Origin of the sequence: Microbacterium sp. SLBN-111 (genome assembly GCF_049739645.1) — a bacterium.
GTDB lineage: Bacteria > Actinomycetota > Actinomycetes > Actinomycetales > Microbacteriaceae > Microbacterium.
In genome coordinates, this window is record NZ_JBMGQH010000001.1 from 1,075,808 (window position 1) to 1,095,965 (window position 20,158).

General features: G+C 70.4%; 13 protein-coding genes. 7 read left to right on the forward strand and 6 right to left on the reverse strand.

Annotated elements, in window-relative coordinates; genetic code table 11:
- The first annotated feature begins 4 nt into the window (after nucleotides 1-4).
- Nucleotides 5-1,189 carry an FAD-dependent urate hydroxylase HpxO gene (gene hpxO / locus RKD05_RS05095; protein WP_424708457.1) on the forward strand — a complete coding sequence of 395 codons (1,185 nt, stop codon included), beginning with the start codon at nucleotides 5-7 and terminating at the stop codon, nucleotides 1,187-1,189.
- 235 nt (nucleotides 1,190-1,424) lie between these two features.
- On the opposite strand, the gene RKD05_RS05100 is transcribed toward hpxO, so the two are convergent.
- Together RKD05_RS05100 and RKD05_RS05105 are read right to left on the reverse strand one after the other, a co-directional pair.
- Nucleotides 1,425-1,871: a hypothetical protein gene (locus tag RKD05_RS05100; protein ID WP_424708459.1), complete on the reverse strand. Its 447-nt coding sequence runs from the start codon at nucleotides 1,869-1,871 to the stop codon at nucleotides 1,425-1,427.
- Between the two features lie 301 nt (nucleotides 1,872-2,172).
- The gene (locus RKD05_RS05105; protein ID WP_022878695.1) at nucleotides 2,173-2,697 is read right to left on the reverse strand and encodes an adenine phosphoribosyltransferase; all 525 of its coding nucleotides are present in this window, start codon (nucleotides 2,695-2,697) and stop codon (nucleotides 2,173-2,175) included.
- A gap of 164 nt (nucleotides 2,698-2,861) precedes the next feature.
- Here RKD05_RS05105 and RKD05_RS05110 point away from each other — a divergent pair, with 164 nt between their 5' ends.
- A complete protein-coding gene (locus RKD05_RS05110) occupies nucleotides 2,862-4,541 on the forward strand; it encodes a glycoside hydrolase family 13 protein (RefSeq protein WP_424708460.1) in 1,680 nt (559 codons plus the stop codon).
- Nucleotides 4,542-4,580: 39 nt separating this feature from the next.
- Nucleotides 4,581-5,582: a LacI family DNA-binding transcriptional regulator gene (locus RKD05_RS05115; RefSeq protein ID WP_424708462.1), complete on the forward strand. Its 1,002-nt coding sequence runs from the start codon at nucleotides 4,581-4,583 to the stop codon at nucleotides 5,580-5,582.
- A gap of 177 nt (nucleotides 5,583-5,759) precedes the next feature.
- Here RKD05_RS05115 and RKD05_RS05120 read toward each other — a convergent pair whose 3' ends face one another.
- From RKD05_RS05120 to RKD05_RS05130, 3 genes are all read right to left on the reverse strand, one after another.
- Complete coding sequence (locus RKD05_RS05120; RefSeq protein ID WP_424708464.1) at nucleotides 5,760-6,299, reverse strand: hypothetical protein; 540 nt, start codon at nucleotides 6,297-6,299, stop codon at nucleotides 5,760-5,762.
- Nucleotides 6,300-7,603: 1,304 nt separating this feature from the next.
- On the reverse strand, nucleotides 7,604-8,788 hold the full coding sequence (locus tag RKD05_RS05125; RefSeq protein WP_424708466.1) for a septum formation family protein: 1,185 nt from the start codon (nucleotides 8,786-8,788) through the stop codon (nucleotides 7,604-7,606).
- 63 nt (nucleotides 8,789-8,851) lie between these two features.
- Nucleotides 8,852-10,045 carry an NAD(P)/FAD-dependent oxidoreductase gene (locus tag RKD05_RS05130; RefSeq protein ID WP_424708468.1) on the reverse strand — a complete coding sequence of 398 codons (1,194 nt, stop codon included), beginning with the start codon at nucleotides 10,043-10,045 and terminating at the stop codon, nucleotides 8,852-8,854.
- Nucleotides 10,046-10,338: 293 nt separating this feature from the next.
- Here RKD05_RS05130 and RKD05_RS05135 point away from each other — a divergent pair, with 293 nt between their 5' ends.
- Both RKD05_RS05135 and RKD05_RS05140 read left to right on the forward strand, forming a co-directional pair.
- The gene (locus RKD05_RS05135; RefSeq protein ID WP_424708469.1) at nucleotides 10,339-11,553 is read left to right on the forward strand and encodes an amidohydrolase; all 1,215 of its coding nucleotides are present in this window, start codon (nucleotides 10,339-10,341) and stop codon (nucleotides 11,551-11,553) included.
- Nucleotides 11,554-11,597: 44 nt separating this feature from the next.
- Entirely contained in the window at nucleotides 11,598-12,101 is a 504-nt protein-coding gene (locus tag RKD05_RS05140; RefSeq protein WP_424708470.1) for a hypothetical protein, read from the forward strand.
- A gap of 66 nt (nucleotides 12,102-12,167) precedes the next feature.
- Here the strand turns inward: RKD05_RS05140 and RKD05_RS05145 are convergent, their stop codons facing one another.
- Nucleotides 12,168-16,436: a LamG-like jellyroll fold domain-containing protein gene (locus RKD05_RS05145; RefSeq protein ID WP_424708471.1), complete on the reverse strand. Its 4,269-nt coding sequence runs from the start codon at nucleotides 16,434-16,436 to the stop codon at nucleotides 12,168-12,170.
- 188 nt (nucleotides 16,437-16,624) lie between these two features.
- On the opposite strand from RKD05_RS05145, the gene RKD05_RS05150 reads away from it, so the two are divergent.
- Together RKD05_RS05150 and RKD05_RS05155 are read left to right on the forward strand one after the other, a co-directional pair.
- Nucleotides 16,625-18,787, forward strand: coding sequence for a glycoside hydrolase family 36 protein (locus RKD05_RS05150; RefSeq protein ID WP_424708472.1), 2,163 nt, complete (start codon nucleotides 16,625-16,627; stop codon nucleotides 18,785-18,787).
- Between the two features lie 23 nt (nucleotides 18,788-18,810).
- Nucleotides 18,811-20,130 carry an ABC transporter substrate-binding protein gene (locus RKD05_RS05155; protein WP_424708473.1) on the forward strand — a complete coding sequence of 440 codons (1,320 nt, stop codon included), beginning with the start codon at nucleotides 18,811-18,813 and terminating at the stop codon, nucleotides 20,128-20,130.
- Nucleotides 20,131-20,158: the final 28 nt, after the last annotated feature.

A 20,158-nucleotide genomic window follows, 5' to 3' on the forward strand; every position in this document is an offset into this window, starting at 1 on the left:
AGCCATGAAGGTCATCGTCATCGGCGCGGGCATCGGCGGAACCTCCGCCGCCCTGGCGCTGCTCAAGCTCGGGCACGAGGTCGTCGTGTACGACCGCATGCGCGAGAACCGCCCGGTCGGCGCGGCGCTGTCGCTGTGGTCGAACGGCGTGAAGGTGCTCAACTGGCTCGGACTCGGCACCGAGGTCGCCGCCCTCGGCGGCCAGATGGACGACATGGCCTACTACGACGGCCACACCGGCGAGGAGATGTGCCGGTTCAGCCTGGCATCCGTCACCTCCCAGACCGGGCAGCGACCCTACCCGGTCGCGCGCGCCGATCTGCAGGCGCTGATGATGGATGCCGTCGGCTCAGACCGCATCCACCTCGGGATGCAGCTCGTCGAGGTCTCCGACGACGGCGAGACGGTCACCGCCACGTTCGCCGACGGTTCGACCGACACGGCCGACCTCCTCATCGGTGCCGACGGGGCGCGCTCGCTCGTGCGCGACTACGTCACCGAGCCCACTGGCATCCGTCCCGAGCGGCGCTACTCCGGCTACGTCAACTACAACGGCCTGGTGCCCGCCGACCCGCGCATCGGGCCGCCGCACCAGTGGACGACGTACGTCGGCGACGGCAAGCGCTGCGCGGTGATGCCCGTCGCGGGCGACCGCTTCTACTTCTTCGTCGACGTTCCGGGGCCCTCGGGCGTGCTCGAGGACCGCGCGGCGGCGCTCGAGGCGGCGTTCGGGTCGTGGGGAGCACCGGGTGTCCGGGCACTCCTGGATGCCATCGACCCCGACGCCTCGCTGAACCGCGTGGAGATCTGGGACATCGACCCGTTCCACACCTGGGTGCGGGGGCGCGTGGCGATCCTCGGGGACGCCGCGCACAACACCGCACCCGACATCGGGCAGGGCGCGTGCTCGGCGCTCGAGGACAGCTTCGCCCTCGGCATCGTGTTCGCCACGACGACGCTCGGCGTCGAGGATTCGCTGAAGCGGTACGAGCGCATCCGCACCGAGCGCGCGGGCGACCTCGTGCTGCGGGCGCGCAAGCGTGCGCACGAGACGCACGCGTTCGACGTCGAGGCCACGCAGGCCTGGTACGACGGCCTCCGTCGCGAGGACGGCACCGGCGTCATCCGCGGCATCGTCGGCAACATCGAGGGCAGCCCCGTGGAGCTCGGCGCGTCGGTGCTGCGCTGAGGCCGGGCGGGCGTCGCACGTCGGTGCTGCGCTGAGGTCGGGGCGTCGGGGGCCACCGTTGGGTGTCCAGGACACGCCGTAGCGCGGGCGTGCGGAACGGCGCGTCCTGGACACTCGACTGGGTTTGGGCACCGACCGCTTCGAGACCGCTCGACCATGATTCGGTGTCCAAAACACGCGGATGCCACGGCCCACGGTCCGCGTGTCTTGGACACTCAACTCGCATGCGGGGCGTTCAGCGCATCGCGGCGTTGAACTCCGCGAGCACGATGAGCGGCAGCCCGAACGTCGCGATCGCCGCACCGAGCGCCCACCGCGCCGTGATGCGCGGCCCACGGCGGCCGCCGCGCTTGGCGCGACGCAGCGCCGTCGCCGCGAGGACCGTGAGCAGCACCGGCGCGACGAACCAGAGCAGCGCCCCGCCGGGGATGAAGAGCGCGATGAGGAAGATGTACAGAAGGGGCACGGCCCCGAGCACCACCGCCGCGATCACAACGATCGACATCACGAGGCTCGTCTCGCGCTGGTGCTTCTGCTCCCCCGGCGTCAGCCCGTCGGGGCTCGGCGAGGGCCGCTCCGTCGTCCGCTGCGACGACACATAGCTCGCCGCGGGCGGCGCCACCGGGGGATCGGCGGCATCCGGTTCGTCGGCCGAGGGGGTGGCATCCGTCGGTTCGGTCATTCGGCCACGGTAGCCGCCCCATCACGTGCGGCCGCGAGTGTCCACGACACGCCGCATCCGGCGCTCGCGCAACGGCGTGTCTTGGACACTCGAGTTGCTGCGGCGCTGCGGGCGGCGCAACGTCTGGGTTTCAGTGTCCAAGACACGCGGATGCCACGGACTACCGTCCGCGTGTCTTGGACACTCAACCGGGGTGCGGCACCGACGCGCGGCGGCGCGGGTCGGAGGCGGTCCGAGCCGGACGCCGCGCGGGCAAGACGCCGCGCGGATCAAACGCCACGCGGGTCAGACGCGGGCCGACTCAGACGTGGAAGACCGTGTGGACGTCGCCGCCGAGCACCTCGCGGCCACCGAGCGCGTCGATCTCGAGCAGCACCGCGGTACCGGTGACCTCGCCGCCCAGGCGGGCGACGAGCGCGCGCCCGGCCTCGAGCGTGCCGCCGGTCGCGAGCACGTCGTCGAGCAGCAGCACGCGCGTGCCGTTCGGGATGTCGTCGTGCATCTCGATCTCGGCGGTTCCGTACTCGAGCGCATAGGAGACGGATGCCGCCGGCCTGGGCAGCTTGCCCGCCTTGCGGATCGGTACGAGCCCCACGCCCGCCGCGACGGCTGCGGCTCCGGCGAGGAGGAACCCGCGCGCCTCGATGCCCGCGACCACGTCGAAGCGGCCCGCGAAGGGCTCGAGCAGCGCGTCGATCGTGGCGCGCAGGGCCGTGGCATCCGCCAACAGAGGCGTGATGTCGCGGAACGTCACCCCCGGCTCGGGATAGTCGGGGATGCTGCCGATCAGCGATTCGGCGCGGGAGAGAGCGGAGGCGTCGGGCACCGTCCCAGCCTAGACGCGGGCCCCGTCCCACTTCTGGCGGAGCATGTCCCGATGGTGGTCGAATGCGGGGCGCCGAAGTGACAATAAGTGGGACATGGTTCGCTGACCGCGAGAACGCCGCCCAGCCCTCGCCGCACTGCAAGCGCTTGCACTACCCTGGACCCATGACTTTCACGCAGCAGGACGCGCGCCCCGAACTCGAGTCCGCTCCCGGCTCCGAGTGGTGGCGGACGGCCGTCATCTACCAGATCTACCCCCGCTCGTTCGCCGACGCGTCGGGCGACGGCCTGGGCGACCTGCCCGGCGTCACCGCGCACCTCGACGACCTCAAAGAGTTGGGAGTGGATGCCATCTGGCTCAGCCCCTTCCAGCGGTCGCCGCAGAAGGACGCGGGGTACGACGTCGCCGACTACCGCGACGTCGACCCGATCTTCGGCACCCTCGCCGACTTCGACGCGATGCTCGCGGGTGCGCACGAGCGTGGCATCCGGGTGATCGTAGATCTCGTGCCCAACCACTCCAGCGACCAGCACGTGTGGTTCCAGGAGGCACTGAAGGCCGCCCCCGGCAGCCCCGAGCGCGCGCGGTACATCTTCCGCGACGGCAAGGGCGATAACGGCGAATTGCCCCCGAACAACTGGGAGTCCGTGTTCGGCGGCGGCATGTGGAAGCGCGCGACCGAGGCCGACGGCACCCCCGGCCAGTGGTACCTGCACATCTTCGACGAGTCGCAGCCCGACTTCGACTGGACCAACCCCGAGGTGCGGGCGGAGTTCCGCGACATCCTGCGGTTCTGGCTCGATCGCGGGGTCGACGGGTTCCGCGTCGACGTTGCGCACGGTCTCATCAAGGCCGCGGGGCTCCCCGACTTCACGCCCGACCCCGAGGGTGGCTCCATGGGCGGCGACGCCGCCGGCGTGCCGTACTGGGGCCAGCCCGGCGTGCACGAAGTGTGGCGCGAGTGGCACGAGGTGCTCGCCGGGTACGACGGCGACCGCGCCCTGTGCGCCGAGGCGTGGCTCCCGACCGTCGCGCAGACGGCGCTGTGGGTCCGCCCCGACGAGATGCACCAGGCCTTCAACTTCGCCTACCTCGAGACGAAGTGGGATGCCGAGGCCCTCCGCGACGTGATCACCGAGTCGCTCGACGAGTACGCCGCCGTCGGCGCGCCGAGCACGTGGGTGCTGTCGAACCACGACGTCGTGCGCCACGCGTCGCGCCTCGCGCTCACGGCCGAGAACCCGCAGGGCGCCGGCATCGGCCCGAAGTCCCCCGGCAAGCCCGACCCGGTGAAGGGCCTGCGTCGCGCCCGCGCCGCGACCTCTCTGATGCTCGCGCTGCCCGGCTCGTCGTACCTGTACCAGGGCGAGGAGCTCGGCCTCCCCGAGGTCATCGACCTGCCCGACGACGCCCGTCAGGACCCGACGTGGTTCCGCACGAACGGCGAGCGCTACGGTCGCGACGGCTGCCGCGTCCCGATCCCGTGGACCGCCGACGCCCCGGCCTACGGCTTCAACGCCACCGGCGCCGCCTGGCTGCCGCAGCCCGCCGAGTGGGCGGAGCTCGCACGGGACGTGCAGCGTGAGGACCCGGCATCCACTCTGTCGCTCTACCGTTCGCTGCTCGCCGAGCGCCGCGCGCACGGCCTGGGCGCGGGGTCGCTGGAGTGGCTCGACGGGTACGGCGACGACGTCGTGGCGTTCCGCAACGGACCCGTCACCGTGATCGCCAACCTCGGCGACACCGCCGTGGAGCTGCCGGCCGGCGACGTCCTCGTTGCGAGCGGACCGCTGGACGGCGACACGCTCCCGACCGACACGACCGTCTGGATCGCCGCGGCCTGAGCCGCCGGCATCCAGCACGCATCCGGGATTCGCGAGACCGTGGTAGGCATCGACGAGGTCGCCCGCCGGGCGGGCGTGTCGACGGCCACGGTCTCGCGGGCCCTCAGTGGTCGCGGACCGGTCTCGCCCGCGACCCGGGAGCGTGTGCAGGCCGCCGCGGACGAGCTGGGCTACGTCGTCTCGGCTCCCGCGTCGGCGCTCGCGACCGGACGGACCCGGGCGATCGGCGTCGTCGTGCCGTTCCTCGACCGCTGGTTCTTCAGCACCGTGTTGGCCGGGATCTCCGACGCGCTCGTACGCCGCGGCTACGACATCACGCTCTACAGCGTCAGCGGCGAGCGCGCGGAACGCCGCCGCGTGTTCGACGACCATCTGCGCCGTCGCCGCATCGACGGGGTGATCACGATCGCCCTCGAGCTGGACGGCGGGGAGTCCGCGCTGCTCCGGGGTCTCGGCATCCCGATCGTGGCGATCGCCGGGCCGACTCCGCTCCTCACGACCCTCACCGTCGACGACCTCGCCGTGGGGCGGCTCGCCACGCGGCACCTGCTCGACCTCGGACACCGCCGTATCGCGCACATCGGCGCGGACGCGACGACCGACGCCGTGTCGTCGGTCCCGACCCTGCGTCGGCGCGGGTTCGCGGAGGAGATGGATGCCGCCGGCGCGACGCCGCAATACACCGCCGGTGACTTCACCATCGACGGGGGATCCGCGGCGGCGCGGGACCTGCTCGAGGACGCCGACCGCCCGACGGCGATCTTCGCGGCGTCGGACGAGATGGCGATCGGCGCGGTGCTCGCCGCCCGGGAGCTCGGGCTGCGCGTTCCCGACGACGTCTCGATCATCGGCGTCGACGGCAACGACCTCGGCCGCTGGTTCGGCCTGACCACGATCGACCAATTCGCGCGCGGCCAGGGCGAGCGGGCGGCCGAAGCCGTGCTCGCGGAACTCGACGGCGCCGAGCCCGCCACCCGCCGCGGCACGTTGCCGTTCGCGCTGCTCGAGCGCGGCTCGACGGCGGCGGCGCCGGGCGCCTGAGGCGGTGCGGAGGTGCCATGTCAACCGAGGTCCAGCGATAACTCACTCGGCTTCAGCCGACAGAATGGCGGCTGAGAACAGGAGGGAACGAACTCAGAATCGTGCCACCGTCACGAATCCACCGGACTATACCGTGAGTCGACCGAGGCAGCCGTGCCACGGTGCCACCGGGAGCCGCTAGCCGACCAGCCCTGTCTTCGGGACGTGCCCAGTTCCGACGACAATCTGCGGAAAACCATCGAAGTAGTCGCCCCAATGCAATGGGTCGTTCGCCGGATACGCATAGAGCGTCAGATCCGCCGCATCTTTCTGGTAGGTAATCGGATCGCCGAGAGCACTACTACCCGATGATACGAGCACATTTCCGACCTTATTCGCAAAGTTCTGATCCTCGCCCGGCCAGAACATATAGACGTAGTCCATATCAGAGTCGCCGCTGTTATCCGACAATAAAACGCAAGCGGCTTCGGGTAGCTCAGCACTGAACACGCCCCCAATTAACGAGGTGTCTACCGGCGCAACTATTTCATCGTTAGACTCGAAGCTTGCGATGAGATCAGGTGGGCACGCCGACTCAGTCTCGGGCGCCGTCACGACCTCGCCTTCCGGCGTCGAGACATCCCCCTTGCCATTACCTGCCCCAGGCGAGCATGCCGAGAGAAGAGCCATAGCAAAGGCCGCTGCCGTTACCGCCGCCCGCCGCGAGTGCAGAACCATTACGCGCTCCAAGATTATTCCGCGACCAGGTCACGAGTCGAAAGAAGTGTAGCCAATGCGAGCAAGGGTTCGGTTTCCTTTTCAGTCCCGGAGATTCCAAGGAGTTGAATCACATAGAAAGATTTACCTGCCGGGAATATGACGACCGCGAGACGCTCGGGATCGAGGACTGCGGGAACCCCGCCCACCGCCGTGCAGATGCCCTCATATCCGGCCGGGCTCTTCCCTGAGGTAGCCGACGTGCAAGCGTTCGCCGCTCCTGTAACCGGGTCAGGCGCAGTGAAGGTGACCGTAGAACTGCTCGGTGTCACCCATCCGTAGTCGGCTCCATCGCGATACAACCGGAAGTCGACCCCGACACTCCTAGTCGAGTCTCCCGTCTCCGGGTAATCACATTCTGTCAGCGAGGTGTCGTCGTTCAGTGGCTCCGTCGCACCTGTGCCGGCCCATCCGAGGTATTGCATGGCGGCAGTGACTTCGTCCTGCGAGAGCATGCAGGACGACTTCCATGTCAATGCCCGTGGCGGCGCAACCGCCGGCTCGACAACGGGGACGGTGGGCTCTATGGACGACTGGACGGTTGACGAGTCCAACGACCCCTCATTTGCGGGCGCGGAACATCCCGCGAGTAGCAACCCCAGCACAACGACGACAGGTGAAATCCAACGCACGTTACCCCCAAACGCGTGTTTCACTCGACGACGCCTGCCCCCGCAGATGGTCGAGCCCGTTTTTGAGCTTAGACCGCAGTGCACCCATGTGCCACAACTAATCGGTCTCGCACCCGCTTCCTTGACGCGTGCCGATCAAGTCAGCGCTCTGTTGCGCTCTGCCAACTGTCCACCGGCGCGACCTCCGGGTTGAAGATCTGACAGGGAATCTCCCGATCATGCTGCACCCTCGCCCACGGCCAGGGCGAGCGGGCGGCCGAAGCCGTACTCGCCGAACTCGACGGCGCCGAGCCCGCCACCCCCGCGGCACGTTGCCGTTCGCGCTGCTCGAGCGCGGCTCGACGGCGGTGGCGCCGGGCGCCTGAGGCCCGGGCGCGGGTTCGGGTTTCGCGGCCGTTGCGGCTCCGGCTCAACGGGGTCGTTGCGGGCCGCTGTCCGAGGCCGTGCGTACACAACGAAGGAAATCCCCCGGTCCGCGCTCGCGACGCCGTGCCGTTCCGCGGCAACCCGGGCGGATTTCCTTCTTTGTGTCCCGGTGCGGCGGCGCGACGCGTCGGCGCCGGGCGGCGGCTCGACGGCGGCGGCGCCGGGCGCCTGAGGCGCCGTGCGGCGGGCGACGGCGCCGGCGGAACGTCAGCGCTGGGCGTTGGACAGGGTTCCGGAGACCTCGCCGGCGGGGTCGAAGATGAGGCAGATGATCTCGCGATCGCCCTGCGCCCACATCGGTTCCGTCGGATAGATGTAGGAGTAGTTCAGGACCGAGTCGTCGTACGCGATGCCGACGAAGTCGGTGAACTTCCCCTTGCACGTGTCGAACGCCTGGCTCTCGAATGCGGCCTCGCCGGGGTAGTCGCCGTCAGCGACGTCGAACGAGCCGAACACCTCGTACGTGTGGGGACTCGCGCAATCGAGCAGGTTCTTGTCGGTGATGAAGCCCGAGGGCACGTCGTCGAGGCACGAGCCCACGGGGAGCGGGAGGAACTCATCCGCACCCGGGTCGCTGGGCGCGGCGCTGGCCGCCTCACCCGGTCCGTCGAACGGGTCCGAGGATCCGCCGGCGGATGACGACCTGGCCGCCCCGAGGGCGGCGAACACGACCAGCGCGACGACGGCGACGATCGTGAGGAACGTCAACACGGCTCCGGCCACGATGCCCCCGATGGCCAGGCCCCGGCCCTTCTCGCCGGTGCGCTTGACCTGAGCGAGGGCGACCGCGCCGGCAATGATGCCACCGATGGGAACCGCGAACCCCAGGACGATCGCCACGATCGCGACGGTGTTCGTCCGCTGCTCCGCGCCGGGCACGGGAGCGGGTGCGCCGTACCGCACGGGCGCGAGGCCCACGGCATCCGGGCTGCCGCCAGGCGCGGGCGGGATCGGCGGGACCCCTCCCGCAGCACCGGGAGGCGCCGGGTAAACCGGGGCATCTGCCGTCGGCCCGGCGCCGGGCGCGGGGCTACCGGCCAGGACGCCCTGCTGCGCAAGTCGAACCCCGGCCAGGTGCGCCGCCTCGCGGACGACGTCGCCCGCCTTCGCCGCGCCGATGGCCCCGCCCTTGAAGAACCCGCCGACCGCGGAGTGCTCGAACGCGGCCAGGGTGCCCTCGGCATCCGGAGAGAAATGCACGTCGAATCGCACGTGCATGTCCTGTCCGGCGAACGCGCCCGCGACGATCGTCGTGCCGAGACTTCCGCGTGACACGTCGAGGGAGCCGGTCGCCGTGGGCTGCACGGTGAACCCCTGCTCGGCCAGCGCCGAGCCGACGGCATCCCGTGCCTGGTCGAGCGGAAGAAGAAGACGCAGTTCTGCGGTCGCCACGGATGCCCCCTGATCTCGTGGCACGGCAATCGCCACGACAGCGATCAGGCTATCGCCCGGCGGTCAGCGAAGACGGCCAACCAGGTCGTCGCGTGTCAGGGTGTCGGCCTCGGCGAGCACGGCGCGGGCCGCGTCGCGGGCATCCTCGACGTTCCAGAGCAGCACGCCGACGACCCGGTCGTCGTCGAGGTAGTACACGACACCGCGGTCGGGGTCGATCCAGTCCTCCACCGTCTCGAGCGACGCGTCGAGCGTGCCGACGGCCTCGTACCGGATGCCGAACACCGCCGAGTAGTAGTACGGCGTGTGCGTGTACGCCTCGGCGGCGCCGGCGAGGTTTCGGCCGACGGCACGGCCCATCTCGTTGGCGTTGTCGACGTGCTCGACGCGGCGACGACCGAGCAGGCGGTCGGGGTAGCTCGCGACATCGCCGGCGGCCCAGACGTCGTCGACCGACGTCCGCAGCTGCGCGTCGACCACGATCCCGTCGTCCACCGCGAGTCCCGCAGCCTCCGCGAGATCCGTCGCGACCTCGATGCCGAGACCACTCACCACGGCGTCCGCGCGCACGTCGTCGCCACCCTCGAGCTGGAGCCGGATGCCATCGGCATCCGCCTCGCCGCCCTCGACCTTCGATCCCGCGACGATCTCGACCCCGGCGTCGCGGAACAGCTTCTCGAACCGCTCCGCGAGTGCGGGCGGGAACACGGCGTCGCCGAGCACCGCCCCGGTGTGGATCAGCACCGTCTCGACGCCGTTCTGCACAAGCGCGGCCGCGAGTTCGGAGCCGATGTACCCGCCGCCGACGACCGCGATGCGCCGGACCTGCTCGGACAGGGCGCGCAGCCGCCGGTAGTCCGCGGCGGTGCGGAAGGTGAGGGCCCGCTCGCCGCCGGAACGATCGTCGATCGGGAGGGGCACGGGGTGTCCGCCGGTGGCGAGGAGCAGCTTGCCGTACGTGAACGTGTGGCCGTCGGCATCCACTTCGTGCGCCTCGGGGCGGATCGCCGTCGCGCGCGTGCGCAGCCGGATGTCGGCGCCGGTGTCGTCGGCGGTGCCGAGCGGCACCTTCTCCCACGTGAATTCGTCGTCGGTCCACAGCTTCTTGCTGAGGGCGGGACGCGTGTACGGCTCGTCGACGTCGTCGCTCAGGATGCCGATCGACCCGTCGGCGTCGAGCTCGCGGATGCCGCGCGCGGCGGTGTCGGCGACCATCCCGCCGCCGACGATGAGGTAGTCGAAGTGTGTCGTGGCCATGCCGCCAGCCTCCCCGCCGCTGCTGCCGACGTGGGACGGGTGGACAGGCGTCGCGGCATCGGGTAGCGGCAGCGCGGCACCGGGTTTCAGTGTCCAAGACACGCGGATGCCACTCGCCCGCGTCCGCGTGTTCTGGACACTGAATCGCATCGAGCGGCACCTCGCCCGCTCGAGCGTCTCGTGTGGAGGTTCAGTGTCCAAGACACGCCGCGTGGCGTCGGGCAGATGCGGCGTGTGTTGGACACTCGACGGAAGCGGGACGCCGCACCGACGCGACGCCTAGGCTCGAACGCATGAGCGTCGACCTCGAAAGCCTCTACACCGACCTGCACACGCACCCCGAGCTGTCGTTCCAGGAGACGCGGACCGCGGGGGTCACCGCGCGGCACCTCGCCGACCTCGGGCTCCCGGTCGAGGAGGGCGTCGGCCGCACCGGCGTCGTCACGCGGATCGACAACGGTCCCGGACCGGTCGTGTGGCTGCGCGCCGACATGGACGGCCTCCCCGTCGAGGAGCAGACGGGCCTCGCCTACGCGAGCACCGCGCGCGGCACCGATCCCACCGGCAACGCCGTTCCTGTGATGCACGCGTGCGGTCACGACATGCACGTCACCGCGCTCATCGGCGCGCTCGAACGCCTCGTCGCGACCACCGAGGAGTGGTCGGGCACGATCGTCGCGGTATTCCAGCCCGCCGAGGAATACGGCGCCGGGTCGCAGGCGATGATCGCCGACGGCGTGCTCGACCGGTACCCGCGCCCCGACATCGTGCTGGGCCAGCACGTCACGCCGCTCCCCGCGGGCACGATCGGCGTGCGGCCGGGCACCCAGATGGCGGCCTCCGACGGCCTGACCGTCGTGCTGCACGGCCGCGGCGGACACGGCTCGCGCCCCCACTCGACGATCGACCCGGTCGTCATGGCGGCGGCGACCGTCATGCGACTGCAGACCGTCGTGTCGCGCGAGGTCGACCCGCGCGACGTCGCGGTCGTCACCGTCGGCTCGATCCACGCGGGCCTCAAGAACAACATCATCCCGGCCGAGGCGAAGCTCGAGCTCAGCCTCCGCTACCCCGACGACGAGGCACGCGCGCGGGTCATGAGCAAGGTCGAGCGGATCATCCGCGCCGAGGCCGAGGCATCCGGAGCCGAGAAGGCCCCCACCATCACGACCGACCACACCCTGCCGCCCACGATCAACGACCCGGATGCCACCTCCCGCCTGACCGCGGCCTTCCGTCGGGCGTTCGGCGAGGCCGGCGTCGTCGACCCCGGCATGTTCACCGGCAGCGAGGACGTGTCGTGGTTCGCGCGCGAATCCGGCGCCCCGCTCGTGTTCTGGTTCTGGGGCGGCGTGGATCCGCAGACCTTCGCGGATGCCGTGGCCGGCGGCACGGTCGAACGGGACATCCCGACCAACCACTCGCCGTTCTTCGCCCCCGTGATGCAGCCCACGATCGACCGCGGCGTCGAGAACCTCGTCGTCGCGGCGCGGGAATTCCTGGACTGATCAGCCCGTCCGTGTGAGGGTGGAGGGAACCTCGGGGGGCGTCCATGACCATCACGCAGAACGAAACCGACGAGAACGCCCTGCTTCCGGGCGCCGAGATCGTGGTCGGCATCCGGTCGCTCCTGGTCTGGGCCATCGTGGCGGCGACGATGCTGGCGGTGTTCCTCCAGGGCGGGATGAGCAGCTGCTCGGGCGGCGTCACCGGCAGCGGGAGCTTCCTCGACGCCGAAGGACGGCCGACCGACATCGCTCCGATGTGCGGCTCGGTCACCGTGAGCGCGCACCCGCTCGTGTACGTCGCGATCGGCGTGATCGTGCTGTTCTCGCTGACGAGGATCCTGGGCCGTGCCGACACCGTCGAGCGCGCGCTCGGCATCCTCCACAATGCCCGGATGGGGATCGTGGTGCTCACCCTGGTCACGTTCGTCGTGGGGCACTGGGCCATCGCGACCCTCCACGTCGAGGACTGGAACAACTACTCCCTGTTCGCTCCCGTCCCTTTCGCGAGCTTCGACATCTCGACACGGCCGATGGGCGCGACCGGCTGAGCCGCCGTCGCGGACGACGAGGGCGGGGCCCGGTGTCGTGCACCGAGACCCGCCCCGTCGACCCGGTCAGTCCCGGGCCGACCGTTCAGCCCGACGACGCCGACGCAGCACGAGTCCGGTCCCCACCGCCGCAGCCCCCAGGAGCAGTGCCAGGAGCGAGACCGTGCCGCCGGTCGCGGCCAGGCCGGTGGAGTCGGTCGAGCTTCCGGTGGTGGGTGCACCCGCGTCCGGAGGCTCCACCGCGGCCGTCGGCGTGGGAGTCGGCGTCGGCGTTGCGCCCGTCCCCGGGGCGAGGTCGACGACGAAGGCCGAGGGCGCGGATGCCGGGGAGGATCCGACACCGTTGACCGCGACGACCCGCACGGTCCACTCGCCCGGGATGAGGTCGCGCACGTCGGCGGACAGAGCGTCGCCGCCCACCTCGGCGCTACGCTGCAGCCCGTCCGGCCCCTCGAGCGACACGACGTACCCCGTGATCGCGGAGCCGTTGTCGGCCGGCGCCTCCCACCAGACGACCGCCGTGGCGCCGTCCACCTGCACCGCCGGCGCGGCGGGAGCGGAGGGAACGCCGATCTCGACGCCGTCGGTCTCGAGCACGAACGGGGCGAACGCGATCCAGTCGACATCGGGGGCGATCGCGTAGCCGTTCAGCACGACCTGGTCCTGCTGGCTGGTGCGCTCGTCGATCACGAGCGTCTGCTTCGTGTTGCCGAACGTCACCGCCCCGCCGTCGGTGGTGAGGTTCAGCGGCATCACGGCCTCCCAGAAGTTGGTCGCGGTGTAGGTGTAGCGGAACGTCGAGCGCCCCACCAACCCGTCGTGACCGGCTTCCTTTGCCTGCAGCCCCAGATCGACGACCTGCGGGTTGTAGTCGTGGCGACCCTCGATGTCGTCGTTCGAGTAGTGCACGATCGCGTCGTACGCTCCGGCCCTGTCGAAGCCCGCGCCGCGGGCGATCGTCAGCGTTCCCTGGTTCGCGGCGACCGCGTCGGTGATGCCGAGCCCGCCGACATAGCCCGAGCCCGAGCCGTTCGTAAGCTCCGTGCCGAAGCCCTTCACCGCGGCGGTTCCGCCGAGCGTGGCCTTCGCGGGGTCCTCCACCTCGACCTTGACGATCGCGGCGTCGCCCTCGACCGCGCGGGTCGTGCTCACCGCGCCGACGCGGGCACCGCCCGTGCTGCGCAGTTCGACCTCGCTGATGCCCTCGGGCAGGTGGATGCGCGCGCGCTTCTGGCCCTCGGTGAACGTCGTCGCCAGGCGGCCGTTGATCGTCAGGCCCAGGTCGGCACCCGTCCAGTCGACCACCACGTCGTAGTAGCCCGACTCGGCAGCGGAGGGGTAGACGTCGACACGGTCACCGTCCCCGATCGATACCGCTCCCCCCTCGAGCCTCGCGGAGCCCGCGAGACGCAGGGTCGTGGCGGGGTACACCGTGTGATGGGTGTTCGTGTCATCGCCCACGCGGGTGAGCTCGACCCGGTCGACGGTGACGCCGCCGTCCGCGCCGGCGCCCGGGAGGACGTTCTGTCCGTCACGGCTGGTGCGCAGACTCAGCGTGTGGGTGCCGGCATCCAGCTTCACGTACACGTCGGCGGTTCCGCGGGCCGTTCCGCGGACGTTGTCGGGCTTGATCGCATTGGCGCCGTACTGCACGGTCGCGGAGTCTGTCCCGTCGACGAACAGCTCGTGCTGAGCGGCTCGACCGGGTGTCGCGCCCAGGACCGTGTAGCGGTACAGGCCCGGCTCGGCCACATCGACTTGCCAATCCAGCCGCGCGTCGGCGCCCGTGAGGCCCGTGACGTCGCGGTCGCCCGAGAGGCGGTAGCCGCCACCCGGCTGCGACCGCACGGCACCGCCGGTGATCGCGAGGTCTTCCGCCTCCGACCACTGGTGCGGCGCCTGCTGAGCCGCCGCGGCCGCGACGTCACGGTCGGTGGCCGGCGTGATGATTACCTGGTAGGCGGCGCTCGCGTTCGCCGACGGGACACGCACCTGGACGGCGCCGTCGGTGACGACGGCGTCGTCGTACGCGGCGACCACGCGCGGGGTGTCGGCGATGCCGTCGGTGCCCGAGATGAGGTCTTCGCGCACCTCGATGTCGACCGTGCCGCCGAACGTGTCGTTCGAGATTCCCTTGACCGTCAGCAGCCCGTCCCGGCCTTGCTCGACCCCACCGACGATGACCTGGGCGCGACGGTTCGCGTCGTCGACCGCGGCGATGGCCTTCTCGCGGTTGGTGGTGACCTCGGCCGTCTGCGATCCCTGGAGGTCGCCGTACCACTTGAACATCCACCAGCCGCCGTTGGCGGCGTTGACCTTGGCCTGGTTGTCGGACATCGTGCCGGATGCCGTCCAGTACGCCGTCTGCGCGTCGATCTTCGCCGCTTCGAAGCTGGAGAACCAGCGTAGGAGGTTGGCGGGCGAGCTCATGTCGTTGCTCGCGCCGTACTCCGTGATGTTGATCTGGGGGATCTCGTCCTCGGCGATCCCGAGGTCCCGCGCGTATTGACGGAACGCGTCGGCGCGGTCCGGCATCCACTGGTACCCGCGCAGCTCGTGCCACACGTACACGTCGGGGACGGTGTTCGTGGCGATCGCCGAACGCAGGAAGGCCTTGATGTTCCCCTCACCGCGCCACGCCGCATCCCCGGGTCCGGCGATGCGGGGCCGGCTCAGTCCGTGCTTGGCGTAGACGTCGGTGATGACCTTCCACGCCGCGGCCCAGTCGCTCGCGCCACCGGGGGTGTAGCTGTCGGGCTGCCCGCCCTGCTGCAGGTAGCGGTTGTATTTGTCGTCCGTGTTGAGCCACTGCAGATCGAGCTCGTTGAAGGGGATGAAGGTGTACTTCTCGGGGTCGTCGGCTCCGGTCGCGACGGCCTCGGTCACGATCTCGAGCACTTCCAGGTAGTCCCACACCCCGTCGCCGCCGGGCGTCCACTCGGACGTGAGCTTTCCGTTCGCGTCACGTACGTACGTGCGGTCGTCGCCCGGGCGGACGCCTTGGTTGTACGGCCAGTCGGGGTAGTAGTCCTGCGTGTAGATGTAGAGGTCTTCGCCGTGCTTGTCGAAGAACGTCTTCTCGATGTTGAAGGCGTCGCCGCCCGGGTGCTGCGTACCGAACGGCGGCTTCTGCGACACGTTCGTCATGGCGGCGCCGTTCACGAGCGCCTGGGTGGGCGACTGCTCGTCGCCGAGGCCGTAGAGCGTCCCCGACGCGCCGCCGCGGAAGTCGCCGGTGCGGCGGCTCAGGTCGGCGACGATCTCCTCGGTCTGGCGCGCGGCGACCGACACGGTTGCGGTGACCGACCGGTCCGTCCCCTCGACGACGCCGTTCACGGTGAATGTCGCCCCCGCCGTCGCGTACTGCGAGGACCGCACGGCATCCCATCGGACGGCCGCGTCGGTCTTCAAGCCGGACTCGCGCGTCACGCCCACCCGCGCGGGGAGCACCGGCGCCTGACCGGCGGTGGTCTGCACCTGCCACGCGGTCTGATCCACCGCCGTGACGGGGCCGGCGGCGGCGGCGAAGCCCTGCGCCACCTGGTCGGAGGTCAGCGCGACGTCGTAGATCGAGAAGTCGTCGAACTCGCCGCCGAAGAGAGCGGCCCACTGCGGCGCCCACGGGACACGGCCGATCAGGCCGGAGCGGGTGCTCGATTCCGCGGCGAGCTTCGTGAAGTCGACTGCCGCGGCCTCACGTCGGACGAGCTCGCCGTTGATGTAGTACGACAGCGTCTGACCGTCGGCCACCGAGGTGATCTGCGCCCAGGCGCCCGCCGTGAGCGGGACCGGGGACACGGCCTTGACCTCGGTGCCGGAGTTGGCCACCGCCTTGGACTGTCCTCCCTCGTTCGGCACGTAATACAGGCCCCAGTTGTCGCGCGGGAGGGCGTCGCTGCCCACGATGTAGGCCCACGGCAGGTTGCCGGAGTTCTTGCCGTCCCACTTGATCCACGTCGAAACGGTCAGCGCCGTCACTCCGTCGAACAGCCCGGCGGGGATGTCGAGGTACGGACTCGCCGAGCTCGACGAGCCCTGCGCAGCGCCCGGGAACAGCCCCGAGGCTCCGGCGGCGGAGGTCGGTCCTGTCCCCCGCGCGAGCGACGACGCGTTACGCACGCGTGCGTCGAAGGCACTGCCCTTCGAGCCTTCGTTGGCGATGACGGATGCCGTGGCATCCCCGTCGAACGTGTACTCGACGATGGGGCGGGGAGTGGTGTCGTCCGGAGCGGCGACGGCGGCGGGCGCGCCGACGAGGCCGACCACCAGGGGCACGGTCACGCAGGCGGCGACGGCCGCGGAGACGCGGCGCGGGGGATGGGTGTGGGGTCTCATGTTTCCTCGTCGTTGAGTGACTGGACTCGCGCATCACATCTTGATAGCGCTTTCAGACCGCGAGCATAGGTTGTCGAGTCGGCTCGCACAAGGCGCGACGCAAAATTCTGATATCGCTTTCACGTTCCGCTTGATAACGCTTTCAGAATCCGTTAGCGTCCCTCTCGTTTGACACGACGGAGAGACGAATGACGACGATGCACCCCGCCCCCACCGACGCGGCCCCGACCCCGCGTCTCGAGTGGGGCACCGACCTCGTGGCGCTGACGTTCCAGTGGGACGACGACGCGCCCGTGGTCTGCACCGCGATTCGTGTCGCCGGTCGCGACCTGCCGATCCACCGCATCCCGTTCGTCGAGGTGCTCACCGCGGACGCCGGCCACCGCCCCGCCTCCGGACGCCTCGCCCACACCGAACTCGGTCTGCGGATGCGGTACGTCGACCACACCGAGACCGTCCGCGCCGGCGTGCGCACCCTCATCATCCGGCAGCGCTCGGGAGACCTGGAGGCGGCCCTCACGCTCACCACCCGCGAGGGCGTGGCCGCGATCTCCAGCACCGTCGCCCTCACCAACGTCGGCACGGGTCGCGTCGCGCTCCGGTCGGTCGCCTCCTGGGCCACCGGGTTCACCGTCCCCGGCGCGACCGACGACGCGTTCGCGGGCTGGGAGCGCCTGACGGGTGAGAGCGACTGGCTCGGCGAGGGGCGGTGGACGCGTACTCCTCTGCGCGGACCCGACTTCGTGCCCCTCGCCGAGCACCTCACCGGTCACAACCCGCGCGGCGCGTTCACCGCCGTCTCCACCGGGACGTGGTCGACGGCGCACGCCCTGCCGATGGGCGTGCTCGCCTCCCGGGCCGCCGGTTTCGCGCTCGCCTGGCAGATCGAGCACAACGGTGCGTGGCGCTGGGAGATCGGCGAAGACACCGCGGGCGGCTACCTCGCCCTCGCCGGACCCACCGACGCCGACGCGGCGTGGACCCACGTCCTCGAGCCCGCCGATTCGTTCACGAGCGTGCCCGCGACGGTCGCCTTCGCTCCGGATGCCACCGGCGCGGTGTCGGCGTTGACCGACCACCGCCGCGCGACGCGGCGCCCGCACCCCGACAACGCCGCGATGCCCGTGGTCTTCAACGACTACATGAACACCCTCGACGGCGACCCCACCACCGAGAAGCTCCTCCCCCTCATCCGCGCTGCGGCCGAGGTGGGCGCCGAGGTGTTCTGCATCGACGCCGGGTGGTACGACGACTCCGGACACTGGTGGGACTCCGTCGGCGAGTGGATGCCATCGACCACCCGTTTCCCGGGCGGCCTCGCCGAGGTCATCGACGCGATCCACGCCGAGGGCATGGTGGCCGGGCTCTGGCTGGAGCCGGAGGTCGTCGGCATCCGGAGCCCCCTCGCCGACCGTCTGCCGGCCGAGGCCTTCCTGCAGCGCCACGGTCAGCGCGTCGTCGAGCACGACCGCTTCCACCTGGATCTCCGTCACCCCGCCGCCCGCGCGCACCTCGACGGCGTCGTGGATCGGCTCGTGGCCGACTTCGGTCTCGGGTTCTTCAAGATGGACTACAACATCAACCCCGGCCCGGGGACGGACCTGGATGCCGACAGCGTCGGCGACGGACTGCTCGGCCACAACCGCGCGGTGCTCGACTGGCTGGACGGCGTGCTCGACCGGCATCCGACCCTCGTCGTGGAGAACTGCAGCTCGGGCGCGATGCGCATGGACTACGCGATGCTGTCGCGGCTGGCGATGCAGTCGACCTCCGACCAGCAGGACTTCCGCAAGTACCCGCCGATCGCGGCCGCGGCCCCGATGGCGATCCTGCCCGAACAGGCGGCGAGCTGGGCCTACCCCCAGCCCGAGATGGATGCCGAGGAGTCGGCGTTCTGCCTCGTCACCGGCCTCCTCGGCCGCTTCTACGTCTCGGGTCACCTCAACCGCATGACGCCCGCGCAACGCCACCGGGTCGCCGACGCGATCACGGTCGCGAAGGAGCTGCGCACCGAGATCGCCCGCTGCCACCCGCACTGGCCGCTCGGCCTGCCCGGCTGGGACGACCCCTGGATCGCGCTCTCCCTCCGCGGCTCCGGAGGCGATCTCGTCTCGGTCTGGCGCCGAGACGGCGACGCATCCGTGGCGCTGTCCTTCCCCCACCTCGTCGGCCACGACGTCGAGGTGACCCCGGTCTTCCCCCTGGACCTCCCCACCTGGCACACCGAATGGGATGCCACGACGGGAACCCTGCACGTGCGCGCCGGCGATGCCCGTATCTCCGCGCGTACTCTCCGGCTTTCGACCCGACCGGCCCCGGTCGGCGAGAGCTTCGGCACTGGATCAGACTGATCACATCAACAAGGAGCAATTCAATGAAGAAGCGGTTCTTCGCTGCGACGGCCGTCGCCGCCGTGGCAGCCCTCGCCCTCGCCGGCTGTTCGGACCCCGGCGCCGGCGGCGGCGGCAACGCGGGTCCCTCGGACTGGCCCGCACAGGACACCAAGCTCGACGGCACGACCCTCACCATCTGGGCCGCGCAGAACTCGAACAAGGTCCCCGACAGCGTCGTCAAGGGGTTCGAGGCGGCCACCGGCGCCAAGGTCGACGTCGTGACCATCCCCGACCCCTACGAGCAGAGCGTGCAGACGAAGGTCGCGACGGGCGACAAGCCCGACCTCGCCTTCTGGCAGCCCACGGCCTCGCAACTGACGGCGCTGAACGCCTCGACCAACCTCCAGCCGCTGGACGGCGCTCCCTTCATCGACGCCTACACGCCCGAGCTGAAGGACATCACCGGCATCCTGAACGGCACGCGGTACGCCGCGCTCATCACCACTCCGGCGGTCGAGGGCGTCTACTACAACAAGGAGGTGTTCGCGAAGGCGGGCATCACCAAGACCCCCGGGAACTGGGACGAGTTCCTCGCCGACGCGCGTCAGCTCAAGGCCGCGGGGGTCACCCCGTTCTTCGACTTCGGCGGCGGGACCCCCTGGGCCACGCAGTGGTGGGTGCAGGTGCAGCTCGCGGATGCCGCGAAGGCGGGGCTCTGGGATCGCGTGAACAAGAACGAGGAGAAGTTCACCGACCCCACGATCCAGGGCGCGATCGACACGTACCAGGGCCTCATCCAGGAGGGCCTGTTCAACGCGAACCTCACGACCGCGAAGTTCGAGGACCAGGGTCCGGCCCTGCTGTCGGGCCAGGCGGCCATGGCCGTGCAGGTGAACTCGTTCTTCGGGCAGCTGCAGTCGCTCGCCGACACGAAGGAGCTGAACGAGAAGATCGGCTTCTTCCCGATCTCGCCCAAGGGCAACGTCGGCACTTTCATCCCCGACCAGTCCAACGCCCTCGTGGCGTTCAAGACCGGGGATGCCAAGCGCGAGGCCGCCGCGCGCCAGCTGCTGTCGTACTGGCTCGGCGACGGCTACAGCGACTTCGTCCAGGCGCAGAAGACGGTCTCGCTGCAGAGCAACGTGAAGTCGTCCTCGGACGTGCCGCAGGCGCTGCTCGACGTGAGCGGCTCCCTCGGAGACTCGGTCGGATCGATGCAGGCGCTCGCCGTCGCGAACCCCGACCTGTACCTCAACCTCGGTGACATGATCCAGGGCACCAAGACGCCCACGCAGGTCGCCGAAGCCACCCAGAAGCAGTTCGCCGAGCTGGCCAAGGCCATCGGAGCGCCCGGCTTCTGATTTCCCTCGGGGCGCCGGGACCCGACCC